General features: G+C 73.2%; 22 protein-coding genes. 10 read left to right on the top strand and 12 right to left on the bottom strand.

Features of this window, described 5'->3' with window-relative positions:
* Nucleotides 1–41: 41 nt before the first annotated feature.
* From ACFYPS_RS13290 to ACFYPS_RS13275, 4 genes are read right to left on the bottom strand one after another with little or no spacing between them, the layout of a single operon-like run.
* Nucleotides 42–1,979 carry an NADH-quinone oxidoreductase subunit L gene (locus tag ACFYPS_RS13290; protein WP_387324545.1) on the bottom strand — a complete coding sequence of 646 codons (1,938 nt, stop codon included), beginning with the start codon at nt 1,977–1,979 and terminating at the stop codon, nt 42–44.
* Nucleotides 1,976–2,362: an NADH-quinone oxidoreductase subunit NuoK gene (nuoK, locus tag ACFYPS_RS13285; RefSeq protein WP_354964821.1), complete on the bottom strand. Its 387-nt coding sequence runs from the start codon at nt 2,360–2,362 to the stop codon at nt 1,976–1,978. Before nuoK ends, ACFYPS_RS13290 begins: the two co-directional genes overlap by 4 nt.
* Complete coding sequence (locus tag ACFYPS_RS13280) at nt 2,359–2,922, bottom strand: NADH-quinone oxidoreductase subunit J (protein WP_354964822.1); 564 nt, start codon at nt 2,920–2,922, stop codon at nt 2,359–2,361. The genes nuoK and ACFYPS_RS13280 overlap by 4 nt, the downstream gene beginning before the upstream one ends.
* Before the next feature lie 40 nt (nt 2,923–2,962).
* On the bottom strand, nt 2,963–3,571 hold the full coding sequence (locus tag ACFYPS_RS13275; RefSeq protein ID WP_354964823.1) for an NADH-quinone oxidoreductase subunit I: 609 nt from the start codon (nt 3,569–3,571) through the stop codon (nt 2,963–2,965).
* A gap of 96 nt (nt 3,572–3,667) precedes the next feature.
* Between ACFYPS_RS13275 and ACFYPS_RS13270 the strand changes: the two genes are divergently transcribed.
* Nucleotides 3,668–4,243, top strand: coding sequence for a Uma2 family endonuclease (locus ACFYPS_RS13270; RefSeq protein WP_354964824.1), 576 nt, complete (start codon nt 3,668–3,670; stop codon nt 4,241–4,243).
* Here the strand turns inward: ACFYPS_RS13270 and ACFYPS_RS13265 are convergent.
* A complete protein-coding gene (locus ACFYPS_RS13265; RefSeq protein WP_354964825.1) occupies nt 4,224–4,652 on the bottom strand; it encodes an ester cyclase in 429 nt (142 codons plus the stop codon). The two genes, ACFYPS_RS13270 and ACFYPS_RS13265, sit on opposite strands and share 20 nt — an antisense overlap.
* Nucleotides 4,653–4,826: 174 nt before the next feature.
* Between ACFYPS_RS13265 and ACFYPS_RS13260 the strand changes: the two genes are divergently transcribed.
* Nucleotides 4,827–5,846, top strand: coding sequence for a glutathione S-transferase C-terminal domain-containing protein (locus ACFYPS_RS13260; RefSeq protein ID WP_354964826.1), 1,020 nt, complete (start codon nt 4,827–4,829; stop codon nt 5,844–5,846).
* A 90-nt stretch (nt 5,847–5,936) separates the two neighbouring features.
* On the opposite strand, the gene ACFYPS_RS13255 is transcribed toward ACFYPS_RS13260, so the two are convergent.
* Both ACFYPS_RS13255 and ACFYPS_RS13250 read right to left on the bottom strand, forming a co-directional pair.
* Nucleotides 5,937–6,899: a complex I subunit 1 family protein gene (locus ACFYPS_RS13255; protein ID WP_121656084.1), complete on the bottom strand. Its 963-nt coding sequence runs from the start codon at nt 6,897–6,899 to the stop codon at nt 5,937–5,939.
* On the bottom strand, nt 6,899–7,717 hold the full coding sequence (locus ACFYPS_RS13250) for an NADH-quinone oxidoreductase subunit C (RefSeq protein WP_354964827.1): 819 nt from the start codon (nt 7,715–7,717) through the stop codon (nt 6,899–6,901). Before ACFYPS_RS13250 ends, ACFYPS_RS13255 begins: the two co-directional genes overlap by 1 nt.
* A gap of 116 nt (nt 7,718–7,833) precedes the next feature.
* Here ACFYPS_RS13250 and ACFYPS_RS13245 point away from each other — a divergent pair, with 116 nt between their 5' ends.
* A complete protein-coding gene (locus tag ACFYPS_RS13245) occupies nt 7,834–8,880 on the top strand; it encodes a glucose 1-dehydrogenase (RefSeq protein WP_354964828.1) in 1,047 nt (348 codons plus the stop codon).
* Between the two features lie 16 nt (nt 8,881–8,896).
* Here ACFYPS_RS13245 and ACFYPS_RS13240 read toward each other — a convergent pair whose 3' ends face one another.
* Nucleotides 8,897–10,213 (bottom strand): DUF2252 domain-containing protein, encoded by a 1,317-nt coding sequence (locus ACFYPS_RS13240; RefSeq protein WP_354964829.1) that lies wholly within the window; start codon nt 10,211–10,213, stop codon nt 8,897–8,899.
* Between the two features lie 87 nt (nt 10,214–10,300).
* A complete protein-coding gene (locus ACFYPS_RS13235; RefSeq protein WP_354964830.1) occupies nt 10,301–10,882 on the bottom strand; it encodes an NADH-quinone oxidoreductase subunit B family protein in 582 nt (193 codons plus the stop codon).
* Between the two features lie 231 nt (nt 10,883–11,113).
* On the opposite strand from ACFYPS_RS13235, the gene ACFYPS_RS13230 reads away from it, so the two are divergent.
* The 5 genes from ACFYPS_RS13230 (at nt 11,114) to ACFYPS_RS13210 (ending at nt 15,529) form a co-directional block, all read left to right on the top strand.
* Nucleotides 11,114–11,674, top strand: a complete 561-nt coding sequence (locus ACFYPS_RS13230; protein ID WP_354964831.1) for a SigE family RNA polymerase sigma factor — start codon at nt 11,114–11,116, stop codon at nt 11,672–11,674.
* Nucleotides 11,667–12,890, top strand: a complete 1,224-nt coding sequence (locus ACFYPS_RS13225; protein WP_387324537.1) for a hypothetical protein — start codon at nt 11,667–11,669, stop codon at nt 12,888–12,890. The genes ACFYPS_RS13230 and ACFYPS_RS13225 overlap by 8 nt, the downstream gene beginning before the upstream one ends.
* A 219-nt stretch (nt 12,891–13,109) precedes the next feature.
* Nucleotides 13,110–14,027 carry a hypothetical protein gene (locus ACFYPS_RS13220; protein ID WP_354964833.1) on the top strand — a complete coding sequence of 306 codons (918 nt, stop codon included), beginning with the start codon at nt 13,110–13,112 and terminating at the stop codon, nt 14,025–14,027.
* Nucleotides 14,028–14,137: 110 nt separating this feature from the next.
* The gene (locus ACFYPS_RS13215; RefSeq protein WP_387324534.1) at nt 14,138–14,683 is read left to right on the top strand and encodes an RNA polymerase sigma factor; all 546 of its coding nucleotides are present in this window, start codon (nt 14,138–14,140) and stop codon (nt 14,681–14,683) included.
* A complete protein-coding gene (locus ACFYPS_RS13210; RefSeq protein WP_387324531.1) occupies nt 14,684–15,529 on the top strand; it encodes a hypothetical protein in 846 nt (281 codons plus the stop codon).
* Between the two features lie 105 nt (nt 15,530–15,634).
* Here ACFYPS_RS13210 and ACFYPS_RS13205 read toward each other — a convergent pair whose 3' ends face one another.
* Genes ACFYPS_RS13205 through ACFYPS_RS13195 form a run of 3 tightly spaced genes read right to left on the bottom strand, consistent with a single transcriptional unit; the run spans nt 15,635 to nt 18,942 of the window.
* Nucleotides 15,635–17,158, bottom strand: coding sequence for a pyridoxal phosphate-dependent decarboxylase family protein (locus ACFYPS_RS13205; RefSeq protein WP_387324529.1), 1,524 nt, complete (start codon nt 17,156–17,158; stop codon nt 15,635–15,637).
* 27 nt (nt 17,159–17,185) lie between these two features.
* Complete coding sequence (locus ACFYPS_RS13200) at nt 17,186–18,595, bottom strand: MFS transporter (RefSeq protein ID WP_387324526.1); 1,410 nt, start codon at nt 18,593–18,595, stop codon at nt 17,186–17,188.
* Nucleotides 18,596–18,627: 32 nt separating this feature from the next.
* Nucleotides 18,628–18,942, bottom strand: coding sequence for an MGMT family protein (locus ACFYPS_RS13195; protein WP_354964838.1), 315 nt, complete (start codon nt 18,940–18,942; stop codon nt 18,628–18,630).
* Nucleotides 18,943–18,955: 13 nt separating this feature from the next.
* Here ACFYPS_RS13195 and proB point away from each other — a divergent pair, with 13 nt between their 5' ends.
* Together proB and ACFYPS_RS13185 are read left to right on the top strand one after the other, a co-directional pair.
* Nucleotides 18,956–20,113: a glutamate 5-kinase gene (gene proB / locus ACFYPS_RS13190; protein WP_354964839.1), complete on the top strand. Its 1,158-nt coding sequence runs from the start codon at nt 18,956–18,958 to the stop codon at nt 20,111–20,113.
* Nucleotides 20,114–20,177: 64 nt separating this feature from the next.
* Nucleotides 20,178–21,419 (top strand): glutamate-5-semialdehyde dehydrogenase, encoded by a 1,242-nt coding sequence (locus ACFYPS_RS13185; RefSeq protein ID WP_354964840.1) that lies wholly within the window; start codon nt 20,178–20,180, stop codon nt 21,417–21,419.
* The last annotated feature ends 8 nt before the right edge of the window (nt 21,420–21,427 follow it).

Raw genomic sequence — 21,427 nt, 5'->3', positions numbered from 1 at the left:
TCGCGACTGCGGGGCTCGCAACACCGGCTCACTCCTCGCGCTCACCGCACCCCTCCGATCAGAGCGGCGGCCAGCCCGATCAACAGCGCGCCGGCCAGCACCCCGGCGGCGGCCCGTGGCAGCGCCGCCCGGTGCAGCGCGGCGAGCCCGGCGCCCAGGCCGGACGCGGCCCGCCCGCTGCCCTCGACAGCACCGTCCACGAACACCTCGTCGCCGGTGCGCGCGGCCCGGGCCAGCGCGCGGACGGGACGTACCACCAGGGCGTGCTGGACGTCGTCGAGCCGGAACGCGCGGGCGAAGACCGGCCGCAGCGGACCCAGCGCGGCCGCCGGGTCGGCGGCCGGGGCCTGGCGCCAGCCCAGCAGCACCAGCCCCGCCCCGACCAGCAGCAGCGCGAGCGGCAGCAGCAGCCCCGGCCCGAGGTGGACCAGGCCGTCCTCCGCGCCCGCCACCGGCACGGTGGCGAACCGCAGCCGGTCGGCGAACGCCCCGACGAACCCGGCCAGGCCGAGCAGCGCGGCTGGCACGGCCAGGAGCAGCACCGGCCAGCGCAGCACCGCCGGCGGATCGTGCGGCCGGAGCAGCGGCAGCCGGGGCTCGCCGAAGAAGGTCCGCAGCAGCAGCCGGCCGGCGTACCAGGCGGTGATCGCGACGCCGGCCAGCCCGGCCAGCCAGACCAGCCAGCCCACCCAGGACGGCGCCGGGCCGGTGCCCTCCCGGGCGGCGGCTTCGGCGACCGTCAGCACGCCGTCCTTGCTCCAGAAGCCAGCCAGCGGCGGCACCCCGGCCAGTGCGCCCAGGCCCACCACCGTGCACCAGAAGGTCACCGGCATGCTGCGGCGCAGCCCGCCCATCTCCGACATCTGCGTGGTGCCCACCGCGTGGATCACCGCGCCGGCGGCGAGGAACAGCAACGCCTTGAACGCGGCGTGGGTCAACAGGTGGAACAGCGCCGCCGACGGCGAGCCGACCGCCAGCGCGCCGGTCATGTAACCCAGTTGGGACACGGTCGACCAGGCCAGCACACGCTTGATGTCGTCCTGCGCGGTGGCGGCGAGCGCACCGAGCAGCAGGGTGATCGACCCGATCACCCCGAGCACGGTCAGCGTCACCGGCGCGGCCGTGAACAGCGGATAGAGGCGGGTCACCGCGTACACCCCGGCGGCGACCATCGTCGCGGCGTGGATCAGCGCCGAGATCGGCGTCGGGCCGGCCATCGCGTCCGGCAGCCAGGTGTGCAGCGGGAACTGCGCGCTCTTGCCGGCCACCCCGGCCAGCAGCAGCAGACCGGCCGCGGTCAGGGTCGCGGTGGAGTGGTCGTGGGCGAGCACGTCGGCGATCCGGAAGCTGCCCGTCGACACGCCGAGCAGCGCGATGCCGAGCAGGAACCCGACGTCGCCGACCCGCGTGACCAGGAACGCCTTCATCGCGGCGGCGGGCGCACCGGGCAGCCGGCGGTCATGGGCGATGAGCAGGTACGAGCAGAGGCCCATCACCTCCCAGCCGACCAGCAGCATGATCAGGTCGCCGGCGACCACCACCAGCAGCATCGCGGCGGTGAAGAGACTGATCTGCGCCGCGTACGGCGGGTAGCGGTGGTCGACGTCGACGTCGTCGTGCGGGCCGCGCCGCAGGTAGCCGATCGAGTAGACCTGCACGGCCAGGGCGACCGCGGCGACCGCCACCGCGACCAGCGCGGCGGCGCCGTCCAGCCGCACGCCGAGGGTCACCGTCAGCCCACCGAGGTCGACCCAGGTGGTCGACGTCTCCCGGGGTCCGTCGACCGTGACCAGCAGCGCGACGGCCAGCGCGAGCGCGCCGGCCGCGCCGGTCACCCCGAGCGCGACGGCCACCCGCCGGGCCCGATCGTCACCGCCCACACCGGTGGTCGGGTGACGCGGGGCCGGCGGCAGCAGCAGGCCGAGGAGCCCGGCGGCCAGCGGTACGGCGGGCAGCAGCGCGCCCAGCACCCCGGTCACCGGCCCGCCTCCGCGTCCCGGCCGGCGGTGCCGGCGGCGGCTGGCTCCGGCGTACCGGCGGTCCGCGGCGACTCGGCGGGTTCGGTCAACTGCACCTCGTCCACCGCCACGCTGGCGCGCAGCCGGTAGAGCTGAAGGACGATCGCCAACCCCACCCCGATCTCGGCGGCGGCGAGGACGATGACGAAGAGCGCGAAGACCTGACCGGAGTGCGGCAGCACCGAGCGGGCGGTGGTGTCCGCGGTGACCAGGATCAGGTTCACCGCGTTGAGCATCAGCTCCACCGCCATCAGCACCAGCACCGCGTTACGCCGGCGCAGTACGCCGTAGACGCCGAGGCCGAACAGCAACGCGGCGGTCACGTACGGGATGACCGGTCTCACCGGCGCCCCCCGGAGGTCACGTCCACCCCGTCCGGCGCTGCCGCGCCGTCCGCTCCCGCGCCGGACCGGCCGATATCCGGCCGGGACAGCACCACCGCGCCCACCAGCGCCGACAGCAGCAGTACGGAGAGCACCTCGAACGGCAGCACCCACGACCGGAAGATCTGCTCCCCCAACCGTTCCGCGGTACCCGCGTCGGGCAGCGCGACCGTGCTCCACCGGTAGGCGTCGACCAGCAGGACGGTCAGCCCCAGCCCGGCGCCGCCGCCGATCAGCGCCGCCGGCCAGCCGGGCCGGTCAAGGTCGTCGGAGGCGCCGATCGGCGCCCGGGTCAGCATCACCGCGAACAGCAGCAGCACCACCACCGCGCCCACGTAGATCAGCACCTGCACCCAGGCCACCAGCTCAGCGCTGAGCACGAGATAGTCGCCGGCCAGCGCGCCCAGGCAGACCACCAGGTAGAGCCCCGCCCGGACCAGGTGTTTCGTGGTCACCACCAGCGCACCGGCACCGACCGCCACCGCGCCGAGGGCGAGCAGCAGCAGATCCGCGCCGGTCACCGGGCCGCCCTCCGGGCTCGGGGCGCCGACTGTCGCGCGGTCACGACGCGGCACCCGGGTCGGCGCCGGGCTCGGGGCGTACCGCCGGCGGGGTCGGACGTGCGGCGGCCGCCTTGCGCGCGGCGGCGGTCTCCTCCTTGGCCGGCTCGCCGTTCGGGTCGTGCGCCGGCGGCGGCGGAACCGTGGCCATCCACTGGCCCAGGTGGTCCTTGTCGTGCAGCAGGTCCTTGATGTCGTACTCGGCGTACTCGAACTCGGGCGACCAGTAGAGCGCGTCGAACGGGCAGACCTCGATGCAGATGCCGCAGTACATGCAGAGCGAGAAGTCGATGTCGAACTTGTCGAGCACGTTGCGCTGGCGGGGGCGGGCGGCGCCGGGCACCGCCACCTCCTCCTTGTGCGAGTCGATGTAGATGCACCAGTCCGGACACTCGCGGGCGCACAGCATGCAGACCGTGCAGTTCTCCTCGGACAGCGCGATCACGCCGCGCGAGCGGGGCGGCAGCTCGGGGGCGACGTCCGGGTACTGCTGGGTGGTCGAGCGGCTGGTCATCGTCTTGAGAGTGACCGCCAGCCCCTTCACCAGGCCCGCGCCGGGGAGGCCACGCTCGGTGCCGCCGTGCTCGCTGGGGTCGCTCATGTCGACCATCCTGCCCTGTGGCCCCCGCGCGCGCGACCACCACCCGTGGGTCTGCGGCGGTACCGTGGTCGCGGGGAGAACGAACGCACTGGAAAGGACCCGTCGATGACCGCCGCGCTGCACGACGACGTTCCGCCGCCGGGCGAGTGGACAACCGACGCCTTGGACGCCCTGCCCAACGACGGCAGGCCTCGCCCCGAGATTCTGGACGGAAACCTGCTCATGTCGCCCTCCCCCACGCGACTCCATCAGTCCATCGCGCTCATGCTGGGCTCGGCCATGCTGGAGAGCTGCCCACGCGATTTCGACGTCACCCAGGGCGTCGAGGTACGCATCTCACGGAAGCGTTCCTTCATCCCTGATCTGCTGGTCACCTACCTCGACGCCGCAGAGCGGAATCCGTCGCACTATCTACCGGACCAGGTTCTTCTGGTGGTTGAAATCGTCTCGGAAGGGTCCCGCAGCATCGATCGGGTACTCAAACCGGCCCTCTACGCCGAGGCGGACATCCCCTACCTCTGGCGGATAGAGACCGAGGCCGGCATCGTCGTACACACCCACAAGCTCGACGCGATGAAGCAGGTCTACGTCGAGCAGGCACAACTCACTGACGGCATTCTGGTGCCGGAGCCGTGGGAGATGGACATCCCGCTGGAGCGAATCACGCCCCGGGCCCGCTGACGACGGTCGGTGGGAGCATCTCGACGCCCAGCTGCTGGAGCAGCTGGAACAGCTCGTTGCAGCTCCACACCTCGACGATCCGGCCCGCCGCGTCGAAGCGCAGGAACGTCGCCCCGGAGTAGCTGACCACCTGCCCGGTCGGCGGCACCGGCCCGAACTGCCCCGCCTGGGTGCCGGCCGCCCGCCAGTGCACGGCCACCCGCTCGCCGGCGGCCACCACGTCCACGATCTTGTAGCGCAGGTCCGGGAAGGCCGCCCGCCGCTCCCGGTGCCAGGCCAGCGTCGCCTCCGGCCCGGTGCCGCCCAGCCCTGGGCATTCCTCGGCGATCAGCTCGTACGCGGACTCCTCCCGGCGGGCGTTCCACACATCGGCGATGAAACGCCGGGCCGCCGCCTCCACATCCGTCATGCCGGCAGGTTAACCGGCGCCGTCGCACCGGGCCCGGTCCCGGCCGGGACGCGGGACCGCAGCCGCGGTCGGATCGGGACGTGGGACCGGCGGTCAGGTTGGGCAGCTGCGAGCCGGCGGGCCGGAGATCAGCGAGGATGGGAACCGAAGACGATTCCGGACCGGGAGGGCGACGTGGGCGAGGAAACAGGCGGGAAGTACGTCGAGCCGGGCGGTGAGTTCACCCGGGACCAGCGGTACATAGCCACCCGGATCACGGCGGACGGGCGGGACGGTTACCCGGTGGAGCCGGGCCGGTACCGGCTGGCGGTCAGCCGCGCCTGCCCGTGGGCCAACCGCCTGATCATCGTGCGGCGGCTGCTCGGTCTGGAGGACGCCATCTCGATGGCGGTGGCCGGCCCCACCCACGACGCTCGCAGCTGGACCTTCGACCTCGACCCGGACGGCCGGGACCCGGTGCTCGGCATCGAGCGCATCCAGGAGGCGTACTTCAAGCGCTTCCCCGGCTACGAGCGGGGCATCACCGTGCCGGCGATCGTCGACGTGCCGACCGGGCAGGTGGTGACCAACGACTACGCGCAGATGAGCCTCGACCTGTCCACGCAGTGGGGCCCGTACCACCGCGAGGGCGCGCCGCAGCTCTACCCCGACCACCTCCGGGCGCAGATCGACGAGGTCAACGACGTGGTGTTCCGGGACGTCAACAACGGCGTCTACCGGTGCGGCTTCGCCGGCAGCCAGGAGGCGTACGACAAGGCGTACCACCGGCTGTTCGACCGGCTGGACTGGTTGTCCGGGCGGCTGACCAACCAGCGCTACCTGGTCGGCGACACCATCACCGAGGCCGACGTGCGGCTCTTCACCACGCTGGTCCGCTTCGACCCGGTCTACCACGGCCACTTCAAGTGCAACCGGCAGAAGTTGAGCGAGATGCCGGTGCTCTGGGCGTACGCCCGGGACCTGTTCCAGACTCCGGGGTTCGGGGACACCATCGACTTCGACCACATCAAGCGGCACTACTACGAGGTGCACCGGGACATCAACCCGACCGGGATCGTCCCCCTCGGCCCCGACCTGTCCAACTGGATCACCCCGCACGGCCGGGAAGCGCTGGGTGGCCGTCCCTTCGGCGACGGCACGCCGCCACCGCCGCCGGCCGAGCCCGTCGACCCCGCGCACACCCCGCTGCGCTGACCGCTCTGCCTCAGCTGCGGCCCTTCCTCAACCGTTAAGAAGGGGCCCCTGCTCTACCGCAGGCGTTAACAAGGTGCCCTTCCTTCGCGGTCAGAGGGCGATGCGGACGGCCGCGGTGAGGACCAGCTGCGCGAGGGAGGCCGGCACCAGCACCAGCCAGCAGAGCCGCTGGAGCTGGTCCTCGCGCAGCCGCGGGTAGGACACCCGGAGCCAGATGATCACGAACGCCACGGCGAAGACCTTGAGCAGGGTCCAGAGCCAGCCCAGCTGGTCGTCGGCGAACGGGCCCTGCCAGCCGCCGAGGAACAGCACCGTGGTCAGCGCGGCGATCACCACGATGCCGACGTACTCGGCGAGCAGGAAGAACGCGAAGCGGAGGCCCGTGTACTCGGTCATGTACCCGAAGACCAGCTCCGAGTCGGCCACCGGCATGTCGAACGGGGGCCGGCGGATCTCGGCCAGGCCGGCGACGAAGAAAATGATCATCGCGGGTGCCTGCCAGAGCAGCCACCACGGCTGCCACGCCGCGACGATGCCGGAGAGGCTGAGCGTGCCCGCCGCCATCGCCACCGAGGCGGCGGCCAGCACCAGCGGCAGCTCGTAGCCGAGCAGCTGGGCGGCCCCGCGCAGCCCGCCGAGCAGGCTGTACTTGTTGGCCGACGCCCAAGCCGACATGAGCACCGCCACCACCCCGACGCCGACCACGGCCAGCACGAAGAACAGGCCGATGTCCAGTGGCTGCCCGACCAGGTCGTTCGGGCCGAGCGGGATGACCAGCAGCACCAGCAGGTAGGGCACCAGGGCCACCGCCGGCGCCAGCCGGAACACGGCCCGGTCCGCCTCGCGCGGGGTGATGTCCTCCTTCTGCACGAACTTGACCCCGTCGGCCACGAGCTGCGCCCAGCCGTGGAAGCCGCCCGCGTACATCGGGCCGAGCCGGCCCTGCATGTGCGCCATCACCTTGTGTTCGGCCTGCCCCACCAGCAACGGCAGGGTGAGGAACGCGACCAGCACGCCGCCCACCCGCAGCACCAGCTCCACCCAGAGCGGCATCAGGCCGTACCCCCGTCGTCGTCGGTCCGGTCGCCGCGGGCCGGCGGGTCCGCGACCGGACCGCCCGGGCTCCCGCCGGGCGCGGCCTGGTCGGGCGCGGCCGGGCCGTCGGCGGTGCCGGCGGGTCGGGGAGTACGCGCCGGACGGGCCCCCGGGGCAGGCCGCGCCGGCCGCTCACCGGCCGGTCTGGCCGGGGTGCCGCCGCGCGGACCCTCCCCCGCCCCGCCCGCCCCGGCCGGGGTGGGCGTGGTGCCCCACTCGCCCGGAGCGGGCACGCCCGGCGGGCGGATCGGTCGGCGGCCACCGCCGGCCTCGGACTCGCCCGGTTCCTTCGCACCCGGCCACGGCTTGGCCACCCGGGAGGCGAGCACGAACTCCTTGCGCAGCGGATGGCCCTCGAACTCCGGCGGCAGCAGCAGCGGTCGCAGCTCCCCGTGGCCGTCGAAGCCGATGCCGAACATCTCGTGCGTCTCCCGCTCGTGCCAGGCGGCACCCGGGTAGACATCGACCACCGACGCCACCGTGGCCGCGCCGCGGGGCAGCCGGGTACGCAGCAACACGCCGCGCCGCAGCCGGGTCGACCAGAGGTGCGCCACCACGTCGAAGCCCTCGGCCAGCTCGTCCACGGCGGAGAGCCAGTCGAAGAAGTCGCAGGCCAGCTCGGTGTCGTCGCGGGCGGCGCGCAGCGCGTCCGGCCAGCTCCCCGGCGGAACATCGACGGTGGCCCGCGCGTACCGCTGCCCGCCGGAGACCGACGGGGTCGCCTCGACCGGCGCGAGCAGCGCGACCAGCCGAGCGCCGACCTCTTCGGGAGTCATGCCGCTGATCCTAGGGCCTGTGTGGAAGTCGCCGTTCGGGCCGAGTGGAGCCGAGGTGCCCGACGATCTGCCGGCTTTGGGGGGCGGCCCGGTGCTGGGCGGGGAAAGATGAGGGCGTGCGCGCTGTCACCGTGAAACCCGGAACCGCCAACTCGCTGAGCCTCATCGAGGATCAGCCCGAGCCGGCGCCCGGGGAGGGCGCCGTCCTGGTCCAGGCGCTGGCGGTGGGGATCTGCGGCACCGACCACGAGATCATCGATGGGCAGTACGGCGAGGCGCCGCCCGGCTCGGACCGCCTGATCATCGGACACGAGTCGTTGGGCCGGGTGCTGGAAGACCCGAGCGGCGCCTTTCAACCCGGTGACCTGGTGGCCGGGATCGTCCGGCACCCCGACCCGGTGCCCTGCCCCAACTGCGCGGCCGGCGAGTGGGACATGTGCCGCAACGGGCAGTTCACCGAGCACGGCATCAAGGCGCTGCCGGGGTTCGCCCGCGACCGCTGGCGGATCGAGCCCCGGTTCGCGGTCCGGCTCGACCCGGCGCTGGCGCGGGTTGGCGTGCTGCTCGAGCCGACCAGCGTGGTGGCCAAGGCGTGGGACCACATCGAGCGGATCGGGCACCGGGCCGAGTGGCAGCCGCAGACGGTCCTGGTGACCGGGGCGGGGCCGATCGGGCTGCTGGCCGCGCTCCTCGCCACCCAGCGCGGGCTCACCGTGCACGTGCTGGACCGGGCGACCTCGGGGCCGAAGCCGGAGCTGGTCGCGGCGCTGGGCGCCACGTACCACACGGTGCCGGTCAACGACCTGCCCTTCGAGCCGGACGTGGTGGTCGAGTGCACCGGCGCCCCGACCGTGGTCCTCGACGTGATGTGCAAGGCGGGCCAGACCGGGATCGTCTGCCTGGCCGGGGTGTCCAGCGGCGGCCGGAGCATCGACTTCGACGCCGGCGCGCTCAACCGGGCGCTGGTCCTGGAGAACAACGTGGTCTTCGGCTCGGTCAACGCCAACCGCCGGCACTGGAGCATGGCCGCTCAGGCGCTCAGCCGCGCCGAGCAGCCCTGGTTGGAGTCGCTGCTCACCCGGCGCGTGCAGGTCGACCGGTACGCCGAGGCGTACACCGCAGAGCCGGACGACATCAAGGTGGTGCTGGAGTTCGGGGTCTGAGCGGCGGGCGGGCCGGTCAGATGCCGGGCAGCCGGCCGTTGCGGAACAGGTCCACGAAGAGCTGGTGGTCCTGCCGGGCGCGCACCCCGTACGCGTGCGCGAACTCCACCAGGTGGGTGACGAAGCCCCGCTCGTCGGTCTCCACGGCGGCCACGATCGCCTCCTCGGTGGAGTAGTCCACCAGGTCGTGGCTGGACTCGTCGTCGGCGACGGAGTGCATCCGCGCCACCGCCCGGCCGAGGTCGGCGAGCACCCCGGTCAGCTCCTCCGGCTCGTTGACGTCGGACCAGTCCAGGTCGGCGGCGTACGGGGAGACCTCGGCGACCAGCTGGCCGGCCCCGTCCAGCTCGGTGAAGCCGAGCCACGGGTCGGCGTGCGCCTGCAACGCCCGCTGCGACTCCGCGGTCCGGTGGCCCTGGTGCTGGAAGTAGCCGCGCACCGACTCGTCGGACACGTACCGGGTCACCGCCGGCACCTGCGCCTGCTTCATGTAGATGACGACGTCGTTCTCCAGTGCCTGGGTGTGGCCCTCCAGCAGCAGGTTGTACGACGGCAGCCCGGCCGAGCCGATGCCCACCCCCTTGCGCAGCACCACGTCCTTGATCCGCGTCGCCACCGGGCGCAGCCGAGCCGAGGCGGCGGGCAGCGTGCCCAAGTACTCCTCGAAGGCGGCGAGCACCTTGGCGCGGGTGTCCCCGTCGACCTCGAAGACCCCGTCGCCGACGGAGAAGCGCCGCTCGTAGTTGTCGACGGTGGTCTGCTCGGCGAGCAGGTCGACCCGGGTGTTCAGCCGGGCCTGCTGGAGCACCCGGCGCAGCACCCCGTCGGCGTTGTCCAGGGTGATCGAGCCGATGGCGTCGTCCCCGCCGGCGGCGATCGCCCGCAGCTCGGTCAGGTACGACCCGGCGAAGCCGGCCACCAGCTCGCCGATCACCGTGTCGGAGAGCGCCTTGCTGTAGCCGAGCAGCGCGACGCTGGCGGCGAACCGTCGCAGGTCCCAGGTGAACGGCCCGACGTACGCCTCGTCGAAGTCGTTGACGTTGAACACCAGCTGCCCGGACGCGTTCATGTAGGTGCCGAAGTTCTCGGCGTGCAGGTCACCGTGGATCCACACCCGGCTGGTCCGCTCGTCCAGGAACCGGTCGTCGGCGCAGTCGCCGCGCTGGTCGGCGTAGAACAGGGCGGCGCTGCCCCGGTAGAAGGCGAAGGGTGAGGCGGCCATCTTGCGGAACTTGCGGCGAAAGGCGGCCGGGTCGATCGCCATGGACGCGCCGAACTCCTCGGTCAGCACGTCGACGATGTGGGCTGACCGCTGGTCCACCGAGTTGCTCATGGTGCGCAGGCTAGCTCGCCCGGACCACCCGGGGCGTCGGACGACCGACTGGTCCGCTCGGCCGACGGGCCGATGCCGGTGCGGACGTCAGCCGGCGGCGGGTGGGCGGACCGGCGGGGCGGTGAGCGAGTCGACGGAGCGCGGGGCGGAGCCGTCGCGGGGCGGCGCGTCGACCGGCGGGGCGAGCAGATCCGGGCGGGACACCCCACCGACGCCGGACTGCTCGGCGGCGATCTTCTCCTGGAGGCGCAGGATGCCGTGCAGCAGCGCCTCCGGCCGGGGCGGGCAGCCGGGCACGTAGACGTCGACCGGGATGAGCTGGTCGACGCCCTTGGTCACCGAGTACGAGTCCCAGTAGGGGCCACCACAGTTGGAGCAGGCGCCGAACGAGATGACGTACTTCGGCTCCGGCATCTGGTCGTAGAGCCGCTTGATCGCCGGGGCCATCTTGTCGGTCACCGTGCCGGAGACCACCATCAGGTCGGCCTGCCGGGGGCCGTGGGCGAACGGGATCACGCCGAGCCGGATGAAGTCGTGCCGACCCATGCTGGTGGCGATGAACTCGATCGCGCAGCAGGCCAGGCCGAAGTTGAAGACCCAGAGCGAGTAGCGGCGGCCCCAGTTCAGCACGAACCGGATCGGCTCGCCGAGCACTGCCGGCAGCTGCACGAGCGTCCCCTTCCTGTCCCCCACCAGACAGTCAACCACAGCGACCGAACGCGACCGGGTGGCCGCTCGGCGCAGGCCATGGCCCTGCCCCGACACGTCGGGGGGTGGATCCGCCCCAATCGATGTGAGCCGTGGCACAGTCGGCTTCCCGGCAGTCGCAACCTTCCCCGGCGGCGCGGTGTGTCACCTCTGTCGGGGTGCCCGATGCCGGTACGCCACGGGGGAGAGCGAGTGAGTGTGACGAGAGACGTTCGGGCGGGTGAGCCCCCGCCGGACCACCTTCAGGACACCGGGCCCGATCAGGCCGAGATGAGCTTCGACGACTTCTACCACGCGCACTACCGGGGCCTCGTGGTCCAGCTCACCGCCTACACCGGGGACCGCGGCCACGCGCAGGACCTGGTTCAGGAGGCCTTCTGCAAGGCGTTCGCGCAGTGGAATCGGTTGGCCGGCTACGACGACCCGCTGGCCTGGGTCCGCAGGGTGGCCTGGAACCTCGGCCACAACCGGTGGCGACGGCTGCGCACCGCGCAGGCCTACCTGCTGCGGCAACGGGAGACGCACGTCGCGGGACCGACGCCGGACCGGGTGGCGCTCGACGTCGCGCTGGCGAAGTTGCCGCCGCGCCAGCGCCGGGCCGTGGTGCTGCACTATCTCGCCGACCTGACGGTGGCCGAGATCGCGGCTCAGGAACGGGTCGCCGAGGGCACCGTCAAGTCCTGGCTGCACCGGAGCCGGACGACGCTCGCCGGGTATCTGCGCGACACCACGGAGGGGGCGGAAAGTGCCTGAGCTGGAGAACGTCGACCTCGCCGGGGAGTTCAACCGGTACCGCAGCGTGCTGCTGGCCGAGATCGAGGTGCCGGGGCCCGCGGAGGTCCGTCGGACGGTTCGCCGCCGGCGGCGGCGTCACCGCGCCACGGCCGCATCGGTGGCGGTCGCGCTGCTGGGCGGCCCTGCAGTCGGGTACGCGGCCCTGAACCGCCCCGGCCCGGCACCCGGGCCGCTGCCGCCCACCCCGAGCGTGACCGCGAGCCCGACGTCGAGCCTGTCACCGAGCCCCGTCGGCACGCCCTCGACGACCAGTGCCAGCCCCACCCGGCCCACGGCTCCGGACGGGCGGCTCAGCCGGGCCCAACTGGTCGCCGCACCGGTGGACCTGCCGGCCTGGCGATCAGGGCCACCCGACTGCCCGGTGAACACGGTCCGGTTGGTCGGCGACCCGCGCATCGCCAAGGAGGGAACGAACGCCATCGAGGCGATCGACTACGCCGACGTCGACGGCGACGGTGCGACCGAGACGGTGGCCATGCTGCTGTGTTCGTTCGGCAGCGGTGGCCCGCAGCAGGTCGTCGCGTTCGATCGGGACGAGGCAGGCAGGATCGTCACGATCGGCCGGGTGGTGGCCACCAGCCGCGAGAAGCCGCAGTGGTTGACCGCGCTGGACGGCCGTTCCGACGGCACCGTCCGAGTGGAGGTGGCCGACCTGCACCCGGGCGGTGGCTGGCCGGGCGAGTGGTCCCAGCGGCAGTGGCGCGGGTACCGCTGGACGGGCGAGCGGTTCTCGCAGGTCGAGGGTCCTACTTCGTTCGGCCCGAACCCGTACTCCACCAACCTGACGGTGACCGCGAAGGACCTCGTCCTGGCCGACGACCCCACCGACGGGTCCCGGGTCGGCGCCGTCGAGGTGCGGATCCGCGCCGTCGGGGACCGGCGCGCCGACGAGGTTCTCCTCGAACTGGACCTGCCGGCCTCCCTCGCGCCGGACGGCCCCGCCTGGTCCGGCTGCGGGCCGAACGTCGGGGAGTACCGTCCCCCGCTGCTGTGCCGACTCGGTCCGATCGAGGCGAACGGCGAGCTGACGGTGCGCCTCGGCGTGCGGCTGCCCCCGGGCACCGAGCTGGCACCGGGCACGGCGACGGTGCGCGGCACGGCAGCCGGCCCCGGTGGGCACTACCTGATCGATCCCGACCTCGGGAACAACGAGGACACGATGGCGTACCGGTGAACGGTCGGCGGGGTGGCGGGCTGACCGCCACCCCACCGGTCACCAGGACGGGCGTTGCAGCAGGCCGACGGACCCGTGCTGGCGGCGATGAACTGTCGCGCTTCTGACAGCTCGGCGGTTGGCTCCCCCGCAACCGTCGCGGGGCTCTTCCGGTGTCTTGCTCGCATCACCGCCACCCGGTTAACGGGGGGCGGCACTACGGGGAACGGAGCAACGAAGATGACCAGAACCATCACCCGCGGGCTCGTGGCCGGCGCCCTGGGCACGGCGGTTGCGCTGACCAGTCTGCCCGGGACGGCCGTCGCCGCCCCACGCGACACGGCGATCTCCGTCGGGCGGCTGGTGCTCGAGCCGACCGACCGGGGGTACGCGGGCAGCCTTCCGGTGACCGTCACCTACCGCGGCAACGAGGCGTCCTACCTCGACCTGACGATCACCGAGCCGGTCCCCGGCACCTTCGCCGGACTCGACCCGGCCGCCCCCTGCTCCTACGGCGTGGCCCAGCCAGCGCGGACGATCTACTGCCAGGTGCCGGGTGGTGTGCTGCAACGGGACGAGCGACGGAGGTTCACCGTCGACTTCCGGGTGCTCACCACCACCCGGCCGTATCCGATGATCACCTCCGGTGGGCAGATCGGCGTCACGACCGGGGACCGGAACCCGAAGAACGACACGGCCACCTTCGCCGCGCTGTTCCGCGCGACGACCGGCTCGCTGCGCGCCCCTCGACCGTACGTGCGGGACACGAGCACGGACGCGGCGGTTGCCGCCGGCCCCGCAGCCCTGACGCGTCAGGAAGACGGGAGCTGGCTCGGCCGGGTGCCGGTGACCGTCCGGGTCGCCGGTGACGCGCCGCACGACGGGTACTGGCTCACCCCGACGCTGCCGAGCGGGGTCGGGATCGTCGGCATCGAACCCGTCGAGGCCTGCTCGGCGAGTTGCCTGGTGGCCGGCGGCGGGTTCATGCCGGGCGAGGAACGAGAGGTCTCGCTGCTGATCCAGGCACCCGCCGAGGTGTCCCCCGGGGACCTCGGCACCGGCTCGGTGCTGCTGGACGCCACCTTCGGCTGGGGCGACGTGCTGACCGACGTCGACCCGGCCGACAACACCGCCAGCTTCGACGTCACCGCCGGCTGACGGACATGTCATCGGCTGGGGCGCGGCCGCAGGTGTTCCTGCGGCCGCGCACGCCCACCTCGCCCGATGCGGCGCCGTCCCCCGCGCGTCTGCACATCGAGGTGAGCGGGATGGCCGCGCACGACGACGGCCCCACCTTCGACGAGGTCTACCGCCGACACTTCCAGCCGCTGGTGGTCCAGCTGTACGCGTTCGTCGCAGACATGAGCGAAGCGCAGGACCTGGTGCAGGAGGCGTTCAGTCGGGCCTGGCCCCGTTGGCACCGGATCTCCCGGTACGACGATCCGGTGGCCTGGGTCCGCCGGGTCGCCTGGAACATCGCGATCAGCCGGTGGCACCGCCTGCGCACCGCCCGGCTGTTCAGCCTTCGGCAGCGGGTGGAGGTGGTGAACGGGCCAGGTCCGGACCGGGTGGTGCTCGCCGCCGCCCTGGCCACCCTGCCGGTCAACCATCGGCGCGCGGTGGTCCTGCACTACCTGGCCGGTCTGACCGTCGGTGAGATCGCCGAGGACTGCGGGGTGGCCCCCGGCACGGTCAAGTCCTGGCTACACCGAGCCCGGGCAACACTGGCCGACTGCCTGGCAGAGCACGAACCCGAGCGCACCGGTCGCGAACCCGCGACGGTCGACGACCCGACCGAGAGGAGGGCGGACTAGATGGAACAGCGCAACGAGCGAGCGGATCGGTTGTCGGCCGCCTTCAACGAGCTGAACACCGTCAGCCTCCGGCAGGTCGCCGAACCGGATCCGGACGTGCCGCGTCGACGGGCGTACCGCCGGCTTCGGAACCGGGCGGTGGCCCCGGGGATCGCCGCTGCGGTGGTCGCCGCCGCAATCGGCGGGGTGAGCCTGGCCCGACCCTTGGCCGCTCCGCCGCCCACCGGTGTCATCGCCAGCCCGACAGCTACCGATCTCCCCTCGGTCCTGCCGAGCAGCCCGTCGGGTCCCACACCCAGCGAATCGCCGACGCTCCCGCCGAGCCGTTCGGCGACGCCGAGTGCGACGCGGTCCCCCACCCCCCATCCCACCGGCTCGACCAGCTCCCGCCCCACCCCCACACCGACCTCGACCCGATACATCGACCTGTCGATCAGCGCCCCCCGCATCCTCACCCTGCGGCCGTCCGACGCCGGCTACACCGGATCACTCACCATCACGATGGGCAACGCCGGCACCCGGGCATACGACGCTGGTGACCTGATCGTGGTGCTGCCCGTCGAGGCGACGATCGACCTGAATGGCACGAACATCGGCGGCTGCTTCAATCAGGGCCAGACCGACGACCTCAAGACGATGTTCTGCACCGGCGACGGGCCGATTCCCTCCGGCGGTACCCGGTCGTACCGGATCGGCGTCACGGTGAACATCGCCCCGGGCGGACCGGCACGGACCCTCACCGGCTGTGCGCTCACCGTGCGGGCCAACGTGAGCGGGAGCTTCCCGGCCGACCGCTCGTCCGACGACAACACGGCCCGTACCGACTTGAAGCTGCCCGCCAGCTGACTGGCCGCGCCGCCGGATGTCCTCCGGCGGCGCAGGCCGGCCGGAGCTTTCGCCGGGCTGCGCCTGATCGACCCTGGGGTGGCGGGCTGACCGCCACCCCACCGGTCACCAGGACGGGCGTTGCAGCAGGCCGACGAACTCCACCAGCAGCCGCTCGCGCAACGCCGCCGGAGCGGCGTCGAGCAGCGTGTTCACCACCGCCATCCGCTCCGGGAGCGGCGCGGCGCTCGATTCGCCGTCCGGGCCCGAGCCGTCGTCCGGTTCGGCGCCCAGCCCCAGTCCGGCGGCCAGACCCGCCACCAGCTCCGGGGTCAACGCGTCCGGGGTGAGGGCGCCGGCCAGGGCTGCCAACTCGGGGGGCAGCGCGACCGGCCCGGCCGCCCGCGCCGCCGCCACCGCCTCGCTCAGGTCCGGCCCGAACTCGGGCACCCGGGGCGCCACCGCGGCGGTCACCGTGAGGTGCACGCTCGCCGGCAGACCGGCGTACGACAGCTGGGGCTGGGTGTGCCAGCCGCGCGCCGTCAACTCGTCGACCAGGACGAACAGGTCGGGCCCGTCCTCGGTGGCGGTGAAGCAGACCACCGTGGACTCCGGCTCGGCCATCAGCCGCAGCCCGTCGACCCCGCGCACGGCGGCGGCCAGCCCGGCCACCGCGTCCCGGGTGCGCTCGGCCAACGCCAGGTATCCGGCGTCGCCGAGGTGCCGCAGGGTCGCGTACGCGGCGGCGATCGGCCCACCCGAGCGGGTGGACGCGATCACCGGATTGATCATGGTGTAGCCGGGCCAGTCCGCGTACGCGAAGTACTGCGGGGCGCGCAGGGCGGCGTCACGGTGCAGCAGCACCGACACGCCCTTCGGCGCGTACGCATACTTGTGCAGGTCCACCGAGATGGAGGTGACCCCCGGCACCGAGAAGTCGAACGGCGGCACCGGCTCGCCGAGGCGGCGCAGGTACGGCAGGGTCCAGCCGCCGAAGCAGGCGTCCACGTGGCAGCGCACCCCGGCGCGGGCCGCCGCCGCGGCGATCTCCTCGACCGGGTCCACCACACCGTGCGCGTACGACGGCGCGGAGCAGGCCACCAGCACCGTCTCCGGGCGGATCGCGGCGGCCATCGCGGCCGGGTCGGGGCGCAGCGTGTCCGGGGAGACCGGCACCACGTCCAGCGCCACCCGCAGGTAGTGCGCCGCCTTGGCGAACGCCGCGTGCGCGCTCGCCGGCACCACGATCCGGGGTGCGGCCTGCTCCGGGTGGGCGTCCCGGGCCGCCTTGACCGCGAGGATCAGCGACTCGGTGCCGCCGCTGGTGACGCTGCCGACGACGTCCGGGGCGGTCGTGCCCGGCCCACCGCCGAGCACCCAGCCGGCTGCGGCGACCAGCGCGTTCTCCATGGCCAGCAGGGACGGAAACGCGGTCGGGTCTAACCCGTTGACGTGCGCGCTCTCGCGGTGCGCGGCGGCCGCCAGCTCGTCCAGGCCGGGCACCGCGGGGTCGTACACGTAGGCGAACAACCGCCCACCGTGCGTAGGCCGGTCACCCGCGCGCAGCGCACGAACCTCGGCGAGAACGTCCTCCGCCGCCATCCCGTCGGCGGAAAGCGCCCCAGCCCCCACCCTGTTCTCGTCGATCATGGACTCGTGGTGCCCTTCTCGTGATGGTCAGCGGTTTTCGTCCCCCACCACAACTCCATGATCGACGCTCTGGTGGTGCGTGGCGGCGGCCAGGACGGCGGGAGTCAGGGTGTAGCGGCGGAGCAGGAGGACCGGCGGGCCCACCAGGAGGGCGGGCAGAACGGTGAAGCCGAGCAGGACGCCGAGGCGGGCGAGGTCGGACTGCGCGGCGGCGGTGCCGGTGTCGGAGGAGACGTAGCCGGAGAGCTGGAGCACCAGACCGTAGATGCCCGGGCCGAGGGCCAGGCCGAAGGTCTCCCCGGCGGTCCAGATCCCGGTGAACACGCCCGCCTGCCGCCGGCCGGTGCGCGCGGTGTCGTACGCGATGCAGTCCGGCAGCATGGCCAGTGCGAACACCTGCTGCCCGGCGTACCCGACGCCGATCACCGCGACCAGCAGGTAGACCGCGACCGCCGGCAGCACCGGCGCGGCGACCAGGGCGAGCGCACCGGCGGCGAGGATCAGCGCGGCGGCGGCCAGGGCGGCCCGTTTGCCCAGCCGGGCGCCGACCCGGGTCCAGACCGGCATCACCAGCAGCGCCGGTCCGACGAAGCAGACGAAGAGCAACGTCGGGCCGCTCTGCTCGTCGCGCAGGATCTGCCCGGCGAAGTAGTTGACCCCGGCCAGGATGGTCGCCACCCCGGCGGACTGCACCACGAAGCAGATCAGCAGCGCCCGGAACGGCCGGTTGGCACCGGCGACGGCGAGCTGGGCGCGGAGTGTGGGCTCGCTGCCGCCCACCGTGCCGGTCGGCGCGGACCGGGTGCCGAGGAACGCGCCGACGGCGCCGAGGGCGATCAGCACCGCCACGAACAACCCCATCCACCGGTGCCCGGGCACACCGTCGCCGCCGGCTGTCACCACCAGCGGGGCGACCGCGCCGGAGACCAGGATGGCCAGCGCCAGCACGGCGATCCGCCAAGTCATCAACCGCGTGCGCTCGGTGTAGTCGTCGGTCAACTCGGCCGGCATCGCCACGTACGGCACCTGGAAGAAGGCGAATGCGGTGGCGGTGGCGAGGAAGGCGAACGCCACGTACGCCGCCGCGGCGGGACCACCGTCGAAGGGCGCGGCGAAGATGGCCGCGAAGAGCACGGCGAGCGCGAGGCCGGCGATGAGCAGGTATGGGCGGCGGGCGCCCCAGCGGGACCGGGTGCGGTCGGAGATCCGCCCGGCGACCGGGTTGACCAGCACGTCCCATGCCTTGGGTAGCAGCACCAGCAGGGCGGCCACCCCGGCGGCCACCCCGAGTGTGTCGGTCAGATACGGCAGCAGCAGGAGCCCGGGGACGGTGCCGAACGCGCCGGTGGCCAGGGAGCCGAGCGCGTATCCGGCGTGCACCAGCCGGGGCAACGGGCCGGCGGCTGGTGAGCCGGCATCACCCGGCGGCGGGTTCATGGGGCCGAATGTTACTCACGTTATGGCGGAGGTCACATCCCCTCCTCCGGCGACCAAGCCGCCACCCGGATGTCCACTCCCGCACCGCGCAGTGGTGCCCCCTCGGCGCGCAGTCGGGCCCGCGCCTCCCGCTCGTGCCCCGGGGGCAGCCGGCCCGCGGAGGTGACCACCCGGTGCCAGGGCACCGAGCCGCCGTGTCGGGCCATGATGCTGCCCACCAGCCGGGCCGAGGTGCGGCCGGAGCGCTCGGCGAGCGCGTCGGCGACCCCGCCGTACGACATCACCCGGCCCTCCGGAATCCGCTCGACCAGGTCGAGGACCGCCTCGACGTACTCGTCAGGTGTCACAGTCCGCCACGATATGGGAACGCAACCGGGCCCCGCCGCACCGACCACGCAGAATGGGCGGGTGCGCGACGCAGTCACGGCGGCCCGACGGGTCGTCGTCAAGATCGGATCCTCCTCGTTGACCACCGCCACCGGCGGGCTGGCCGACGAGCGGGTCGACGCGCTGGTCGACACCCTCGGTCGGCTCGCCACTGAGGGGCGCGAGGTGGTGCTCGTCTCCTCGGGCGCGATCGCCGCCGGCCTGGCCCCACTCGGGCTGACCCGACGCCCGCGTGACCTGGCCACCCAGCAGGCCGCCGCCAGCGTCGGCCAGGGCCTGCTGATCGGCCGGTACGCGGCGGCCTTCGCCCGGCACGGCCTGACCGTCGGGCAGGTGCTGCTCACCGTCGACGACGTGACCCGACGGGCGCACTACCGCAACGCGTACCGCACCCTGCGCAAGCTGCTCGACCTGCACGCGGTGCCGATCGTCAACGAGAACGACACGGTGGCCACCGAGGAGATCCGGTTCGGCGACAACGACCGGCTGGCCGCCCTGGTGGCCGCGCTCGTGCACGCCGACCTGCTGGTGCTGCTCTCCGACGTGGACGCGCTCTGGACCGGTGACCCGACCCGGCCGCACTCCACCCGGATCACCGAGGTCCGCGACGAGAAGGACCTCGCCGGGATCACCATCGGCGGGGCCGGGCGATCCGGGGTCGGCACCGGCGGCATGGTGACCAAGGTCGAGGCGGCCCGGATCGCCACCGGCTTCGGCATCCCGGTGGTGCTCACCGGCGCCGACCTGGCCGCGCCTGCGCTGGCCGGCGAGCCGGTCGGCACGCTGTTCCACCCGCAGCGGCAGCGCCCGGCGGCACGACTGTTCTGGCTGGCCCACGCCACCTCCCCACGGGGACGGCTGCACCTCGACCCGGGCGCGGTGGCCGCCGTCGTCGGGCGGCGCAAGTCGCTGCTGCCCGCCGGCATCACCGCGGTGGACGGGACGTTCACCGCCGGGGACCCGGTCGACCTGGTGGACGCCGGCGGCGCGCCGGTCGCGCGCGGGCTGGTCAACTACGACGCGGTGGAGCTGCCCGGGCTGCTCGGTCGCTCCACCTCCGAACTCGCCGCGGCGCTCGGCCCGGCGTACGAGCGGGAGGTCGTCCACCGCGACGACCTCGTCCTGCTGTAAGCAAGGGCACCTTGTTAACGCCTGGCGTTGTACAAGGGGCCCTTCCTAACGCGAGGAGTGACCGATGAGCGTGAGCGAGCAGGCCCGGCGGGCACGGGCGGCGGCGGAGACGCTGGCCGTGGCGACGCGTACCGCCAAGGACGCCGCGCTGGCCGCGATGGCCGACGCGCTGGTGGCGCGTACCCCGGAGATCCTGGCCGCGAACGCGACGGACCTGGCGGCCGGCCGGGAGGCCGGGCTGAGCGCGGCCGTGCTGGACCGGCTCGCCCTCGACGCGGGCAGGGTGGCCGGCATCGCCGACGCGCTGCACCAGATGGCCGCGCTGCCCGACCCGGTCGGCGAGGTGGTCCGCGGCTCGACCCTGCCCAACGGGCTGGAGCTGCGCCAGATCCGGGTGCCGTTCGGGGTGGTCGGGATCATCTACGAGGCACGCCCCAACGTGACCGTGGACGCGGCCGGGATCTGCCTGAAGTCCGGCAACGCGGCGCTGCTGCGCGGGTCGTCGTCGGCCGCGCACTCCAACGCCGCGCTCGTCGCGGTGCTGCGCGACGCGGTCGCCGGGGCCGGGCTGCCGGCCGACGCGGTGCAGCTGCTCGACGCCAGCTCCCGGGAGTCGGTCAAGGAGCTGATGCGCGCCCGGGGGCTGGTCGACGTGCTGATCCCGCGCGGCGGCGCGTCGCTGATCCGCACCGTGGTCGAAGAGTCCACCGTGCCGGTCATCGAGACGGGGGTGGGCAACTGCCACGTCTACGTGGACGCCGCAGCGGACGTGGCGCAGGCCGTGGCGGTGACGCTGAACGCGAAGACCCAGCGCCTCTCCACCTGCAACACCGCCGAGTCGCTGCTGGTGCACGCGGGCGTCGCCGACGCGTTCCTGCCGCCGATGCTGGCCGCGTTCGCCGAGGCCGGGGTGACCGTGCACGGCTCGCCCGAGGTGGCCGAACATTCCGCCGCCGTGGTCCCGGCCACCGAGGAGGACTACGCCACCGAATACCTCTCAGCGGACATCTCCGTCACGGTCGTCGACTCGCTCGACGCGGCGGTCGCGCACATCCGGCGGTACGGCACCGGGCACACCGAGGCGATTCTCACCGACTCGGCGAGCGCGGCCCGGGAGTTCGTCGCCCGGGTGGACGCGGCGGCGGTGATGGTGAACGCCTCGACCCGGTTCACGGACGGGGGCGAGTTCGGATTCGGCGCGGAGATCGGCATCTCGACGCAGAAGCTGCACGCCCGGGGTCCGATGGGCCTGCCCGAGCTGACCAGCACCAAGTACGTGGTCACCGGGAACGGGCACCTGCGCTAGAGCCGAGG

Origin of the sequence: Micromonospora sp. NPDC005087, assembly GCF_042872965.1 — a bacterium.
Taxonomy (GTDB): Bacteria; Actinomycetota; Actinomycetes; order Mycobacteriales; family Micromonosporaceae; genus Micromonospora.
This window is presented reverse-complemented; position numbering and strand designations above follow the sequence as displayed.